Origin of the sequence: Sodalinema sp. (genome assembly GCF_046483825.1) — a bacterium.
In the GTDB taxonomy this organism is placed as follows: domain Bacteria; phylum Cyanobacteriota; class Cyanobacteriia; order Cyanobacteriales; family Geitlerinemataceae; genus Sodalinema.
The window spans coordinates 1-14,999 of the sequence record NZ_JAWOCL010000100.1; the positions used below are offsets into that span (position 1 = coordinate 1).

Below are 14,999 nucleotides of genomic sequence, written 5' to 3' on the forward strand. Positions count from 1 at the left end.
CCACAGTTAATCTACCTATTGCAAGAGAGCTTGAGGCTTTATTGTACCGTGGGGGGAACGGGGGGGAAGGGGCAATAGGCAAGAGGCAATAGGCAAGAGCGGGGGGAACAGGGAACGGGGAACAGGGAATAGGGGCAAGAGTTCCAAAAATGTAAAGAAATGTTGCGACATATCCTCAGCCCTTGACATCGACTTGCAAAATGGTAACAATAGATACAGAAAGATAAATCGTTCATCTCTCCGCATCACAAAACTCTGAACGTGTTGGAGCCAAGTGAGGGGAGACGGAAGTAGGGACGACTCCCGAAGGAACGCGCCTCTTTGCACATTTCACGCTTTGGAGGCGGAAACCATGGAACTCACATATCGCGGCATTACCTACAACACCAGTCCCGTTCAAGTCGAAGAAAAAGCCCCCACGGAAGTGGTTGGTAAGTATCGTGGCTTAGACTGGCGCTTCTGCAACGTTCAACCGACGTTGACTCAACAACCGACTGTTGAACTGAAGTATCGGGGTGTCAGCTATCGTACCGACGAAACGGGTCAAGCGCAATCAGTCTCAGAACGCTCTCGCCGTTTGATGATGAACAACACTCGTCGCAGCGAACGTCGTCATCTGAGCATGTTGAATCGCTCCTTCGCCGAGTTGGGTGCGTAGTCTCTGACGCTCACTCAGTCCCACTTAAAAGCCGCCAGCAGCAATGATAATATAGCTGGTTGATAAGAGAGCCGACCTGGAGATTCTGGGTCGGCTTGATGCTTTTTGAACGGGTTTGAACATGACTGGGGCTGTTACACAACTTTAACTTAAAAAATCAGAGACTCGACTGAGGTAACAATTGTTGTCGTTTGGGGGCCAGGCGATCGCAAATTGTGTAGAGTAGATCCAGAGAGACGAGCATCGAGCTGATCCGCTTCGAGACCTAGTCCTCGTTCCTCGGTCCATTCGTTGGAGGCTAGAATACACATCTCATTGTTGTTGGTTCTCAAGCGAGCTTCTCAAGAAAACTCGCCACAGCACCCAGCCCAAGACTCACTGATTTCACCTTCACTCACTCGACTCAATCCTGTCGTCTATTGACGATAACCGAGGTGGAATTGCCCGATTCTCTAGGCTGGGTGTTGTTTTTGATATTAGAAAATCGTTGAGATTTTGACCGAATTGAATTGTGTAACGTTTGGTTAAATACCCTTGCATCGGTTCGTGAGGTTCCCTATAGTAGTAACCAGAAGCCAAGAGAAGGCTTCACGACAGATAAGCACAGCGCAGTCCACATTAGTAAACGAGGTAAATACGCTGTTAACTCTAACATCTGTCCGACTCCAACACACAACGGCATCCGCCCAAGCGACTGACACTTCCTCCAATTAACTGACTGGGAGCAACACAGCGCAATAGTCTTCGAGCTACTGTCTTAGCTGCGTCTCCAGAGAGTCTCAACTGATATGAGGAAATCACTCGTCCGACTGGTCTGGGTGCCGTTGTTGTTTGCTGCGATCGCCACCGCAGAGACAACCTCCTCAGAAAACTCCTCAAAACAACCCTTCAAAAAAAATTCGATTTTTGTATCAACCGACGCCAAAGTCTGATATGATACTAAACCGTTGCCGAGATGAGGCGCTGCCATCATCCCTTTAGCAACATCCCCATCAGGGGCGGTTAGCTCAGCGGTAGAGCGCCTGCCTTACAAGCAGGATGTCACTGGTTCGATCCCAGTACCGCCCATATCTTCTAAATCCCAGTCTAAATCCAGGTTAGGCCGTTGCCGTTCCTGTAGCCGCCTGATCGGTTGTCCTAGGCTAGAATCCAGTCTAGGCGATCGCGCCCCAACCAGAACCGGATTCCCCCGCTCATCCACCGCTAACCGTTCCGCCTCCACAAATGGCGACGGCGAAATCGGTGCATGACCCTCGCGCCGACTGGCCGTGGCCGCCGTATCCGTCACCTCAGACAAAGACTCAGACAAAGACTCAGAGAACCCCTCGGGGAACGCCTGCCAATCTTCCCAGAGAACCTCTCCCCTCAGCGGTTCCCAGGGATGACGACGCAATCCCCGTCGTCCCGTGAGAACAAAACGACTCTCCCCCGTATCACAGGTCGAGAGAATCACCGGATTAGAAATCGGTCTGGGTAGAGACACCAAGGCCCCCGACAGATTGACCGTGGGGACATTGATACTGACCTCACCCGTAAACTCAGGACCGAGGAGAGAACTCGCGGTAATATCACTGTCTTCTGTGAGGGAATCGCGAAACGCAATACCAAACATCCCCTCCGCCGTAATGCGAACCTGTCCGCCGCGACCTTCGAGAGCGTTGGCGGTAATATCACTATTGCCCGAGGCGAGTAACGTGGCAATATCTAGGGTAATGTTGCCGCCGTCAGCGGTTCCGGCATTGGTATTGATGCTGCTGCCGTTGTCTAATTGGAGATGTTGCGATCGCACCTGAATATCTCCCCCAGGGCCAGAACTCGTCTGCGCACTAAACATACTCCCGCTATCTAACAGAATCTCACGAGCGGTCACATCCAACACCCCAGCCGCACCCGGACCGAAACTGCGGACATCGAACACGGCCTCGTTGCTAAGGACAATGCGATCGCTGCGAACGCGGATATCTCCACCCGACCCCGTCACATCTGAGCGAAAATCTCGCCGGCCTGACGTTGAGTTGAAGGCGCTAGTCGATCCCGTAATGGGTGATTGTCCAGATAGGTAAATCTCATGGGCCGTGATGCTGAGGGTTCCCCCATCAGCCGGTCCAAAGGTTTCCGTAGAAAAACCCGCTCCATCTTGGAGAATGATACGAGGGCTGTTGATGATCACATCACCCGAGGGAAAGCGGCCAAAGGTGGCGGTACTCACACCACTCCCGAAGGTTCCATCCTCAGATACTCCTATCAGTTCCAGGGATTCTCGGGCCTCAATAGTGATATTTCCTCCCAACCCGCCTTCTGTGACCAGCACATTGGCCAAAAAACCGCCGCTATTGGAGGAGATTGTGCCACCGGCGACCCCTCTCAGATGAGTCGTGACGAGATTAATATCCCCAGCAGTCCCGGTTCCGAAGACGGAGTTGCTGAAAATTCCCGTAGGAATGAAAGTATCAACACGGGTATTGCTAATCTCAATCGTATCGTTGGCCGTAATGCTAATCTGACCGCTGTTACCATCGCCAAAGGTCACTCCAGCAATAACTCCCCCATCACGAAGGCTTAAATTTTCGGTTTGGATGCCGATATCTCCCGCAACCCCCCGACTGTTGGCCAGGCTGAGGTTCAACATCCCCGATTCATGTAAATCCAGAGTTCGGGCCACCTCAATGGCGAGATCTCCGCCGAGGGCCGAGGCCCAAAGAACCTGATCGATGATTGAGCCATTTTGCAGCGTTAGATCACCATCGGTTATTAGGCGAATATCCCCAGCGCGACCGGATACCGCCCGAGAAAAGATCCCCGTGATGACATCGTTCGGTTGCAGGCCCGCACTGGCCATGGCCGCTAAATGCTGATTGAACTGGTCAAAGCCTCCCCCGGTCAGGGTAATTCCCTCCCTGGCCTCAATCGTGATTGCACCTCCCTGGCCTGGAGTTGTTCTCTGAGTGATTAGGGCCGAATTCTCCCTGAGGCGGACGTGTTGCGCCTGAATCCGCACCTCGGGGCCATTTTGCGAGAGGATACGGGACCCACTCTCTAGGTCAACGGCGTTTTGCATCTCAATGGCAATTACCCCAGTCCCCGGTGAACCCCGCTCTGAGACCCGCTCTGAGACACTTTCTGAGACCAACCGCGACCCCTCACTCATCCGTAAGTCATGGCCGAGTAGGCGAATGTCCCCTCCCTCCAGGAACGCTTCTTGAGTTAATTCAATGGGGCCGAAAGCCGTCGCCGTCACAGCCGCAACCCGTCCTTGGCCATCGAGATTGACAAAAGTTCCGGGGCCAAAACTGCCCAATTCCAGAGTTTGGGGTGAATGCATCTGTCCCCCATTCACCTGTACAGCGCCCCCCAACAGGCTCAACTGTGCCGCCTCCAAACCTCGCACCACTCCCCGGTCATCCAGGGACTGAGAACGATTGACAATCGCCCCAGGAGTGTCCCCAAACTGGAGGCCAATGGGAACCGAGAGCGTCAAGAGGGGTGCATCTTGCGAGGAGGTTGTTCCCCAACGGCGACCATCAGCAAACTCAATCTCCGAGGCGGTTGTGGCCAAAAAACTCCCCCCTAGAGATAACCGCGCCGTTTCTCCAAAATGAATCCCATTGGGATTCAGGAAAATCAAATTGGCTGTTCCGTTGGCCCCGAGTTGTCCATCGAGGTGAGAGGGCATTGAGCCGGTGACGCGGGTAATAATGGTGGCAATGTTGGGATCATTATTGATCTGCACCTCAACGGATTCGGGAATGGAAAACTCCCGAAAACTGTGAAATAAGGTGTCATTGGCGACGGTTCCTCCGTCAATGCGAATCTGATTACCCTGACGTAGCGATCGCGATGGCTCAGATAAGGTCTGATCCGGCTCAATCTGGGCCAGGGTTGGCCCCATCTCCAGGAGACTGAGGGCCATCAGTCCCCCGAGAGTCCTAACACAATCTCCGATTGCGAGACATGGACTCTGGGAGAGACCCTGGGAGAGACCCTGGGAGAGACCCTGGGAGAGACTCTGGGAGAGGGCGAACCGCCGTTCGCCCCAACCGCCATCGGTATCACGATGTTTGAAACATGGAATCACGATCACCGACAACCCGATTGTGATGGCCAGGAGGGCGGTGTTGCACCAATCAGGACCGGCATTCCGGCCTCATTCACCAGCCAACCCTGGGCCTCAACCCATTGGGGGCTAGAGTTGGCAGCGGGGGCAGTTGCACGCTCTGAGGGCAATTCCGGTAAGGCGCGCCAATCTTGCCAGAGTCGTTGTCCCGTCAGGGGTTGGCGGGGGTTTGCTGGCTGGCCACCGCGTCCCGTGACCACGAAACGACTGTCCACGGCGTCACAACTCGACGCAATGAGGGGATTGGCAATGCGATCGGGGAGGTCCACTAAGGCGGCGGAGAGATTGACGTTGGGACTATTAATCTCGACCTCTCCACTAAACTCGGGACCGAGTTGGGAACTGGCTGTAATATCACTTTGCGGGGTGACAAATTCCCGAAATTCAGTGCCAAAGATGCCCTCAGCGGTGATGCTGACTCGACCGCCGCGACCTTCTAGGGCGTTGGCGGTAATGTCGCTATTGTCTAAGGCCACCAAGGTGTTGGTATCGAGGAGAATGTTGCCGCCATCAGCCGTCCCGGCATTGGTGTTGATACTACTACCATTGCGGAGTTGCAGGGTTTGCGATCGCACCTCAATGTTCCCCCCGGCCCCGGACACCGTTGCAGCATTGAAGCGACCGCCTTGATCCAAACGAATGTCCGAACCCTGAATCTCTAAGGTTCCGGCACTCCCGGACCCAAAACTCTGAACATCTAAAACCGCCCCATCACGCACCAGCAAGCGATTGACATTCAGCCGTAAATCGCCGCCATCTCCCGTCGCAATGCGGCCTAAATCCTCCCGGCCCGAGGACGCCGAGACTAGGGTGGGAAATCCGGTCAAGGCCGATCGCCCAAACATCTCCATTTCGTTGGCGATAATGGTCAAACTCCCTCCATCTCCCCCAGCGGTGGCGGCGGTGGAAATAATCCCCCCATCTCCCACTTCTAGGCGATCGGTCCGTAGGGTCAAATCCCCCGCCGGAAAGCTGGTAAAGCTCGTGGTTGACGGACCACTGGTAAACAGGCCTCCGGGAGCCGTCCCAATCACCTGAATCAACTCGCTGGCCTCAATGGTGACATTGCCACCGGGGCCGCCAAAGCCGACGAAAACCACACCGGAATTGGAGCCAATCACCCCTCCCCCTTCATTGAATAACTGACGGGTTTGCACGCGAACATCACCGGCGCTCCCAGACCCAAACACTGACCCGGTGAGAATTGCTGTCGCTAAGACCGCATCAGCTCGCGATTCGGTCAGTTCCAGCCGCTCTTGGGTGATCACCTCAAGGTCGCCGCCGTCACGACGACTGGTGGTTAAGGCAACGAGAAAGCTACTTTGACTCATGAAGAGATTTCTGGCCCTGACACTTAAATCGCCGCTGCTGGCCTGACTGCCATTCTCTGTGGTATTGACCACACCTGAGCCAACTAGCCGCATATCGCCACCGATGTTGACGCTAATATCGCCTCCCACGGCGCTATCAAAGGCTGAGGTTAAGATAAATGCTCCCTCGTTAGCTTCAAGGTCTCCTAAGGTCTCAACGCGGATATCGCCCCCTCGACCGCCTGCGGTGAGGGAAAATAGGCCGGTAATGCGCTGATTGGGGTTGACGCCGGTGGTGGTAATTTCGCCAACGAGGCCATTTAGAAGCGCAAAGCCAGGTCCTTGTAAGTCAATGGACTCACGGACTTGCAGATCGATGTCACCGCCGTCTCCGCTCCCGAGGGTTAACGATTGAATATAGCCAGCACCGGCCAGGCGGATGCGATCGCCGTTGATGAGGATATCGCCCCCTCGCCCTGAACCGAGATTATTACTTTCGACGGTGGAGAAGGGGAGTTGACTGCCGCCAATGACGATATCTTGGGCGTTGAGGCGAATGTCGCCCCCCTGGGGGATACCGGGGTTGATGGAGACGACGGTTGATCCTTCTAAAATTTCAAGTTGTCCGGCTTCGAGGGTGATCGCTCCCCCAGTGAGCGATTGAACCTCGGCCCCGTTGACTAAGGAGATGCGATCGCCGCGCAAGTTGACGACCCCGCCAGAAACTCCCCCGCCGTCGAAGCCAATCTCTCCGCCAACAAAGGTCAGTTCAGGGGCGCTCAGTCCCACCCTCTCCCCATCACCATTGAGGTGTTGGGAGCGATTGACAATAGGACCGGGGTTCTCGCCGAGTTGAACTCCCATCGGGGCCGAGACCAGAAGCAACGGGGGACGGTCTGGGGCGATCGCACTAAATTGGCCCTCCTCAAAGTCCAGGGACTCGGCGGTGGTGGCGAAGAATGAGCCTTGTAGGTTCAGTTGGGCGGTGTCGCCAAAGACAATGCCGTTAGGATTGATTAACACCAAATTGGCGATTCCCTCTACTCCCAAGGTTCCCGAAATGTCTGAGAGGCTGTTGCCGGTGACACGGGTGATAATATGCTCAACTCCCAGGGGATTACGAAACTCAACTGATTGCCCCATCTCTACATTAAACTCTTGAAAGCTATGGAAGAGATTGCCCCCGCGTTGCGCTCCCCCTTCAATGGATTGAGTGGAACCGTCGGGAATGACCTGAGAGGCTTCGTTGCCTAAACTGCGATCGGGAATGAGTTGTCCCTGGGCAACAGATGCGGTGATTAAAGGTGTAATTAAAGGTGCAATCAGCGAGACGAAGGTACTAACCCTCAAACTCATCTGAATTAGGCCGGCCTCAAAACTAAGCGGGAACTGATGCAGTGTTCTCATTCAAGGAACCTCTATTTTAAGACACTTAAGCATACACATCTCAATGTCACAAAGCCGTCAAATATCAATCGCTTTGTCGATTGTATTTGTCTTATTTGAATTGACTGTATTGGCGAGTTAGCGTTGAGTTGTGCCAAGTCCAGTTAACTGGATTCTCTGGCCATGGAGGTCGGGTTGATGTCATAGATACTGAACCCTGGCTTCATTGTATTATGACGATGTATTATGACGATCATGACCGTCCTCATCCCCTGATCAAACTTGACTCAAAAACCATCTTAACTCAGGGGAAGATCTGGTCCAACGGGAACAATTCCGGTGGGGTTGATGGCTTCATGGCTGCGATAATAATGGGCTTTGATATGCCCAAAATTACAAGTTTCGGGGATACCCGGATGGTGATAGATGCGTTTGACATAGTCCCAAAGTTGGGGATAGTCCCAAATATGGCGGCGGTTGCATTTGAAATGACCATAGTAGACCGCATCAAAACGAATTAGGGTGGTAAACAGGCAAATGTCAGCTTCCGTGAGGCGATCGCCACAAAGGTAATCCTGTTCCTCTAACACCGCTTCCCAATGATCTAAGGCCGCGAATAGCTCATTGACCGCGTCCTCATAGGCGCCTTGAGTGGTAGCAAATCCGGCTCGATAGACGCCATTGTTAATGGGATCATAAATTGCGTCAATGGTTTGATCAACGCGCTCCTGGAGGTCTTGGGGACAGAAATTGCGATCGCCATCCTCAATGTTACCGCCAGGGAAAAATGCCTGATCAAGCATTCGTATAATCTCACGGGATTCGTTGTTGACAATGGTCTGCTGCTGTTTATCCCTTGACACTCCCGCCGTTAAATCAAAGATTATAACGGGGGATTCTTGCTTCATCAGGTTTGTCTAGCCCCAGAGCATTTTTGCCCCGAAACCCCGTCCAGATTCCCCTCCACAAGCATCTGTTTAACGTCCACTGACTGTCCGGCAGCAGACGGCAAAACTTGGGTTACGCTTCGGTTTCTCATTCTTAGACTATGCCGCCCCTGTAATCAGGTACTTCTTTTTGGTCGGACATTCTAGCTGGCGAGAACCACCAATCTTGCCTCTCGTGGCACACTTGGGTGCGTTGGCTCCGCGATTTTACCACATATTTTTAGTCAAAATTCATCTCACCGCTAAGCCTTCGGCTCTAACGGGAGTCTTCTTTTGACATTTAAGATAAAATGGGAACCGTAACTCGGCCCGTCATCTGAGGATCGACCTTGAGATACAGATCTCGAACATAGGTCGTTCCATTGACGGTATCGGGGATACAGCCAGGGGACTCGGAGAAAAACCAGCCCTCGTCTCCCATGTAAGGATCGACCACCGAGAGGCTAATGGCTTGCTCTAAGCCCTTCAACGCCCGCATCATCAAGGTGCGATGAGCCCAGGGACAGGCGTAACTCACGTAGAGATGATACCGTCCCACCTCGGGGGGAAAACCTTGTTCTCCATCCTGGCTAATCCAGTTGCGAAAGCGAGTGGGGGGACGTAGGAATCGCCCTTGTTCGTCGTCTTGCTGACGCTTAGACGTCCATTGTCCGTTTACTAATTGTCCCAAGGCCATGATTTTTACTCCGCAACAGTCTGATAGGAGATTCGCTGATACTACGAGATTACCCAGTATTAAGTTCCTTGAGCAACCGACGTCCGATGCTTGGATTGAGCAGGCGATCGCCCATCTCGATACTGTACTGCTCGATCACTCCCATTGTGAACGCAAGGCGGCGGCTAATGCGCTCAATTTAATGTGTCGCTATCCCTCCGATGGACCGCTGTTGCGGGAACTGACGCGGTTAGCGGAGGAGGAATTGGACCATTTCCGCCAGGTGAATGCCATTTTAGAGGAACGGGGGATTCCCTTAGCGCCGTTGAATGCGCCTCCCTATGCGTCGCAGTTAAAGCGACAATTGCGCCATAATGAGCCGGAGCGTAAACTGGATTTGTTGCTGGTGTCAGGGCTGATTGAGGCGCGATCGCATGAACGGTTAGGCCTGTTGGCGACTCATTTACCAGACCGGGAGTTGGCGGAATTTTACCGCAGTTTGATGGCGTCGGAAGCCCGTCACTATGGGATTTTCTGGATTTTAGCCAACAACGAGTTTCCCCTATATGTGGTCAATCGCCGCCTCAGAGAACTGGCTCAGGCGGAGTCGGCGATTTTAGCGACGTTGCACCCTGAACCACGCATTCACAGTTAGATGATTTTGGGCCGGTTAATTGCGCCGGTTAGTTGTGAGTCCATCCCCTCCCGAACCGCCTAAACCGGATTCTCTGGGAAAATTGACCCCAGAACAGGAGCGACAGGTACAGCATTGGCGACGGTTTGCACCCTCGAAGTCCTCCCGTCGTGGAGGGTTTCCCTGGCGTTTAGTGGCTTGGGGGTTGGGGATTTGGGCGAGTTTGCTGCTGGCGGCGATCGCGGCCTTTATCCTCCTGAGTCATCCTCGTTATGTGGGGGTGCGATCCGAGGAACCCCGCGATCGCCCTTCTCCCTGGCTCGGGGTGGTGGTTGTCGTCACTTGTATCAGCGGGAGTCTGTTACTGGGGCGTTGGTTGGAGAGACAACAGCGACGTTAGACTCCACAGAGACCTTAGACCCCATAGAGACCCAAGAGAGGACCACTCAAATGCTCGACGTTACCGACATCTCGATTAGAATTAGGTTAATCTATGCAAAGCTGCTGTTTAATTCTACCTTGAGCTAGGCGATCGCCATCATGAAGTTCCCGAATGCGGGCAATATTCTGACGACACTCATCCAGGGAGATGGCGTCGGAGGGTTAGCCCGCCGTGTTGAAGGCTTAGAAGCCCATCAATTTATTAGTTTGCTGGATTTCATCACCGCAGAATTTCAGCAGTATACTCGGGCGATCGAATTTCTCAATGATAGTACCTTAGAAACGATCCTCGAAGAACTCCTCGATGCGTTTACCCTCAAGATTGGGCAGATTTTAAAGGCCCAACGCACGACGATTTTTCTTCTCGATGGCGATCGTCAACAATTGTGGTCTAAAGTCACTCTCGCCGATGGAACCTCCAAGGAATTACGGCTTCCCTCCAATGTCGGGATTTTAGGTCAAGTCGCTAGCACCGGAAAAGGAGTCACCGTCGCGTCTCCCCAGGAACATCCTCTGTTTAACAAAGAAGTAGATGAATTTTCCGGCGATCCGGTCCATAACTTGCTCTGCGCCCCCATTTTTAGCAGCAAAGACCGCCACCAAGTGATGGCGGTCGTTCAGCTCCTGAATCAGACGGATCACGAACAATTTACGCAAGATGATCTAACCACCTTTGACACATTCTCCGACACCATCGGCATTATTCTCGAAAGTTGTCAATCCTTTTATCGAGCCGCCCAAAATCAGCGTGGTGTCGCCGCTCTCCTCAATGCAACCACCTCTCTCGGGCAAAGTTTAGACCTAGAAACCACTTTACGAACAGTCATGGATCAGGCTCGGCAACTGCTGAAAGCCGACCGTAGCACCTTATTTCTTCTAGCTGAAGAAAGTCGCGAACTTTGGACTAAAATCGCCAAAGCTGACGGCAAAACCATGATGGAAATTCGCATTCCCAGTAACAAAGGAATTGCAGGATATGTCGCCTCTACGGGGAAACCCTTAAACATTTCTGATGCCTACGAAGACCCTCGTTTTGACCCCTCCACCGACAAAAAAACCGGCTACATTACCCGGAATATCCTTTGTATGCCCGTCTTCAATTCCGAAGGCGCACTCATCGGCGTTACACAACTCATTAATAAATATCAAGGTAGCTTTACTCAGTCTGATGAGTTTTTCATGGAAGCGTTTAATATCCAGGCAGGAATCGCCCTAGAAAATGCCCAACTCTTCCAAGATGTTAACGTTGAAAAACAATATCAAAAAGATATCCTGCAAAGTCTCTCCGATGCCGTTATTTCAACGGATATGCAGGGTAAAATTGTCACCATTAATGAAGCCGCATTAGAACTGTTAGGATGTCCTATCAAGTCTGATAGTGGCAAGTATCACCAAAAAGTTTGGGAAGAAAGCTTAATCGGCTGTTTTGTCTGGGAAGCCATCCCCATCGAAAGCCTAAAGTTTCGCCTCGAAGATAGTTTATCCCATGCCGCGCGTCATTATGTCCCCGAGCAAAATGTGGTGTTAGGGATTTATACTATTTCTGAAGCGAATATCCTGGATGAAACGGCAATTGAACCCGATATTGAAACCTTAGAAGAGGATATCGACAGCATCGAACTACCGCTGTATCTTTTGGCGACTCTGGAAACCGAAGAACCCGAAACCTATCGTATTTGGTATGGCAGTACCCTCAAGCATATCAAACATCCCACCCGGATTCCTAAAGCCAAAGTCTCTTCTGTTGAACGCAGTATCAATTTAACGGTAACGCCGTTAACAAACCCCGAGGGAGGTGTACGAGGGGGATTAGTGGTTCTCGAAGATATCAGCCGCGAGAAACGCATGAAAACGGCTATGTATCGTTACATGACTCCGAATGTCGCCGAACAGGTGATGGCGTTGGGGGAAGACGCCTTAATGGTGGGGGAACGCAAGGATGTCACGATTCTGTTTTCCGATATTCGCGGCTATACCACTATGACGGAAAACTTTGATGCGTCGGAGGTGGTGACGCTTCTCAATCAATACTTTGAGACGATGGTTGAGGCGGTGTTTAACTTTGAGGGAACCCTCGATAAGTTTATTGGGGATGCGTTAATGGCGGTATTTGGGGCGCCGCTTCCGTTAACGGAAAATCATGCTTGGATGGCGATTCGTTCGGCGTTGGATATGCGTCGCCGTTTGGAGGAGTTTAATGACCAGCGAATTATCGAAAATCAGCCTGAAATTCGCATTGGGATTGGGATTAGTTCTGGAGAAGTTGTGTCTGGAAATATTGGCTCCCAAAAACGCATGGATTACACGGTGATTGGTGATGGGGTGAATTTAAGCGCCCGTTTGGAAAGTCTAACCAAAGAATACGGCTGTGATATTATTTTGAGTGAGTACACCTATAATTTATGTGCCGATCGCGTCTGGGTTCGCGAGATTGATAAGATTCGCGTCAAGGGGAAGAAAACCGCGAGTAGTATTTATCAGTTGATTGATATTAAACAGAATGATTTAGATCGGGAAACAACCAAGTTTTTGCATTTATATAAAGTGGGGCGAGAAGACTATTTAGGGCGTAATTTTGAGCAGGCGATCGCCTGTTTTCAAGCCGCATTACAACTTCGCCCGGAGGATAAACCCTCGCAAATTCTCTTAGAAACATCGCAACAGTATCTTCTCGATGAACCCCCACCAGACTGGGATGGGGTGAGAACCATGACTCACAAATAGGTTGGGGTGGCTGGCTGAGTGACTTTACTATGGTATAGTCTGAAAATCTATCCATTGTCCAATTTCATTGGTAAAAAGTATTAAATGATACAGACATCTGGGCAATGGATCACCTTGCAGCCTAAAATCCCCTAAACTTCCCATGACACACCCCCTAAAATCTGAGTTCCCGGTTACCCCGATGACTCCCTCCAGCCATAACGAGGTGAGTTTAGAAATCATGAAGGGGAAAGCACATCATCTCCGAGGCGAGATTCAAGATGCACTCTACTGGTATCGCCAATCGGTTCTCAAGCATCCCACCTGTAGCCTCTCTTATTTTCATCTCGGTGAAGCCTTGTTAGCACTCAATAAGTTACCGGCAGCATTAAAGGCATATTGTAAGGGATTGGCTTGTCATTATACGATTCAGAAAATTGATTTCTACCCCCCCCACAGGCGAATTCAAGGGTCAACAATTCAAGCCAATTAGAGAAGGTTTTAGAGTTATTAAAAAATCGATGTCGGCAGTTAATACACTTTGGAATTGGAGAAATAAAAGCCAAATTTGTTCAAGATAGTCGAGTTGTCTGGTTGGGAGCGTTGCAGCATTTAGAAAACTTGGAAGATATCGTATCTGATGTCATTCACCATTTCCCTGAGGAACAGGAAAAACTTGCAAAGTTTCGACAAGAACTCGATGAGAAACTTCTGGGTGACCTGGATTCTCCATCTGAGATCACACCCGTCACCTTAGAACTAGAGAAACAGATGGTGTACAGCGTGAATGATGCCATTTTAGATAAGACGATTATTTCTAAATTACAGGATGTGGCTCGGGAAAAACGCCGTTTAAACAAGACTTATGCAGAACTACTTGACCGAGTTCAGCACTTTACAAAAGACCGAAACGATTACAGCTCTTATTTATCTGAACAGGTTTCAAAAGCGGTCATTGCAACTCTAAAACCCAATGAAATTCCCTCTCATGTCCTGCATTCAGCATCTTCAAAATATCCACTCTATAATTTAGCTTCTTTTGGAACCAGTATCGTCTTAAACGCAAGAAAAACACAACTGAGAGGAGGAATTGCAAGTTATGAATTTATTAGTAAAGATGTCGCCTATCAGTTTGCTAAAGAAATTGGCTGTCCCATTCCCCTGAATGCGGATACAGTGGTTCCTTCAGCGGCGATTAAGCCTCAAGAACACATCGTCATTAAACCATTAACTCAGGCTAACTCAAAAGGAGCCTATATGGTGAAACAGGCGGATGACATTCTCGATTTAGGTCGTCGGAAACCGCTGCAAGATTGGACAGAGTTAGAAGCTGGATTACGGGAAGATTTAGAAAAAGGAACCGTGACAGAAGATAAATGGATTGTCCAAGAATTGATTTATGAAGATGCAGAACGCACTCAACCGGCTCGTGATTTGAAGTTTTACTGTTTTTATGGAGAAGTTGCCCTAATTTTAGAGATTTGTCGCTTTCCCGAAAAGCAATTCTGTTGGTGGAATGCCAAATTAGAGCAAATTGAAACGGGATTATATGAAGATAAGCGATTTACCGGTGCCGGCGTTACCCCAGAACAGATTAAGTTTGCCGCCTCGATGAGTGCTAAAATCCCGACTCCCTTTATTCGCATTGATTTCTTGAAAGGTTGGCAGGGGTTAGTTTTTTGCGAGTTTGCGGCGCTCTTCCCTGGGGAGTATCATGGACTGACGGACTCGATTGATACCTGGCTAGGAAACTGTTTTTTGGATGCTGAGGGCCGTTTGATGGAAGATTTGTTGAAAGGGAAACGGTTTGAGGAGTATTGGCGTGTTCGTGAAGGGTTGAAAGGGGAATTGATGGCGAAGCGTGGGGGAGCGACGGTGGGTTCTGGGAAATGTCAGAGTTTTTGAGTGGATGGCGGGGATTAGACACTCGGTTTTTTGGAGAAACCGGGTGTCTGAATGGCCTGGGGTGGATGGCTGGGATTAGACACTCGGTTTCTTGGAGAAACCGGGTGTCTGAATGGCCTGGGGTGGATGGTGGGGATTAGACACTCGGTTTCTTGGAAAAACCGGGTGTCTGAATGGCCTGGGGTGGATGGTGGGGATTAGACACTCGGTTTCTTGGAAAAACCGGGTGTCTGAATGGCCTGGGGT

10 protein-coding genes, 1 tRNA gene, 1 pseudogene and 1 riboswitch are annotated in these 14,999 nt (G+C 51.0%); of the genes and pseudogenes, 8 read left to right on the plus strand and 4 right to left on the minus strand.

Going from position 1 to position 14,999, the window contains the following annotated elements:
- Positions 1–227 precede the first annotated feature (227 nt).
- Positions 228–318: riboswitch (Glutamine riboswitch) on the plus strand.
- Between the two features lie 34 nt (positions 319–352).
- From R6U67_RS06520 to R6U67_RS06530, 3 genes are all read left to right on the plus strand, one after another.
- Positions 353–658: a DUF4278 domain-containing protein gene (locus R6U67_RS06520; RefSeq protein WP_068789527.1), complete on the plus strand. Its 306-nt coding sequence runs from the start codon at positions 353–355 to the stop codon at positions 656–658.
- 996 nt (positions 659–1,654) lie between these two features.
- Positions 1,655–1,726: transfer RNA gene (locus R6U67_RS06525), tRNA-Val, on the plus strand.
- A 1,000-nt stretch (positions 1,727–2,726) separates the two neighbouring features.
- Complete coding sequence (locus R6U67_RS06530; RefSeq protein ID WP_410251792.1) at positions 2,727–3,221, plus strand: hypothetical protein; 495 nt, start codon at positions 2,727–2,729, stop codon at positions 3,219–3,221.
- A gap of 690 nt (positions 3,222–3,911) precedes the next feature.
- On the opposite strand, the pseudogene R6U67_RS06535 reads toward R6U67_RS06530, so the two are convergent.
- From R6U67_RS06535 to R6U67_RS06550, 4 genes and pseudogenes are all read right to left on the minus strand, one after another.
- Positions 3,912–4,568 (minus strand): annotated as a pseudogene (locus R6U67_RS06535) (filamentous hemagglutinin N-terminal domain-containing protein); the annotation flags it as partial.
- Positions 4,569–4,735: 167 nt separating this feature from the next.
- On the minus strand, positions 4,736–7,489 hold the full coding sequence (locus tag R6U67_RS06540; RefSeq protein ID WP_410251793.1) for a filamentous hemagglutinin N-terminal domain-containing protein: 2,754 nt from the start codon (positions 7,487–7,489) through the stop codon (positions 4,736–4,738).
- 278 nt (positions 7,490–7,767) lie between these two features.
- Positions 7,768–8,271 carry a glutathione S-transferase C-terminal domain-containing protein gene (locus tag R6U67_RS06545; RefSeq protein ID WP_410251794.1) on the minus strand — a complete coding sequence of 168 codons (504 nt, stop codon included), beginning with the start codon at positions 8,269–8,271 and terminating at the stop codon, positions 7,768–7,770.
- A 424-nt stretch (positions 8,272–8,695) separates the two neighbouring features.
- Entirely contained in the window at positions 8,696–9,091 is a 396-nt protein-coding gene (locus R6U67_RS06550) for a hypothetical protein (RefSeq protein ID WP_410251795.1), read from the minus strand.
- On the opposite strand from R6U67_RS06550, the gene R6U67_RS06555 reads away from it, so the two are divergent.
- From R6U67_RS06555 to R6U67_RS06575, 5 genes are all read left to right on the plus strand, one after another.
- On the plus strand, positions 9,090–9,725 hold the full coding sequence (locus R6U67_RS06555) for a tRNA-(ms[2]io[6]A)-hydroxylase (protein WP_410251796.1): 636 nt from the start codon (positions 9,090–9,092) through the stop codon (positions 9,723–9,725). The genes R6U67_RS06550 and R6U67_RS06555 overlap by 2 nt on opposite strands.
- Before the next feature lie 34 nt (positions 9,726–9,759).
- Complete coding sequence (locus tag R6U67_RS06560; RefSeq protein ID WP_410251797.1) at positions 9,760–10,104, plus strand: hypothetical protein; 345 nt, start codon at positions 9,760–9,762, stop codon at positions 10,102–10,104.
- Between the two features lie 140 nt (positions 10,105–10,244).
- Positions 10,245–12,869: a GAF domain-containing protein gene (locus R6U67_RS06565; protein ID WP_410251798.1), complete on the plus strand. Its 2,625-nt coding sequence runs from the start codon at positions 10,245–10,247 to the stop codon at positions 12,867–12,869.
- A 142-nt stretch (positions 12,870–13,011) separates the two neighbouring features.
- On the plus strand, positions 13,012–13,341 hold the full coding sequence (locus R6U67_RS06570) for a hypothetical protein (RefSeq protein WP_410251799.1): 330 nt from the start codon (positions 13,012–13,014) through the stop codon (positions 13,339–13,341).
- A 128-nt stretch (positions 13,342–13,469) separates the two neighbouring features.
- Positions 13,470–14,753, plus strand: a complete 1,284-nt coding sequence (locus R6U67_RS06575; RefSeq protein WP_410251800.1) for an ATP-grasp fold amidoligase family protein — start codon at positions 13,470–13,472, stop codon at positions 14,751–14,753.
- Positions 14,754–14,999: the final 246 nt, after the last annotated feature.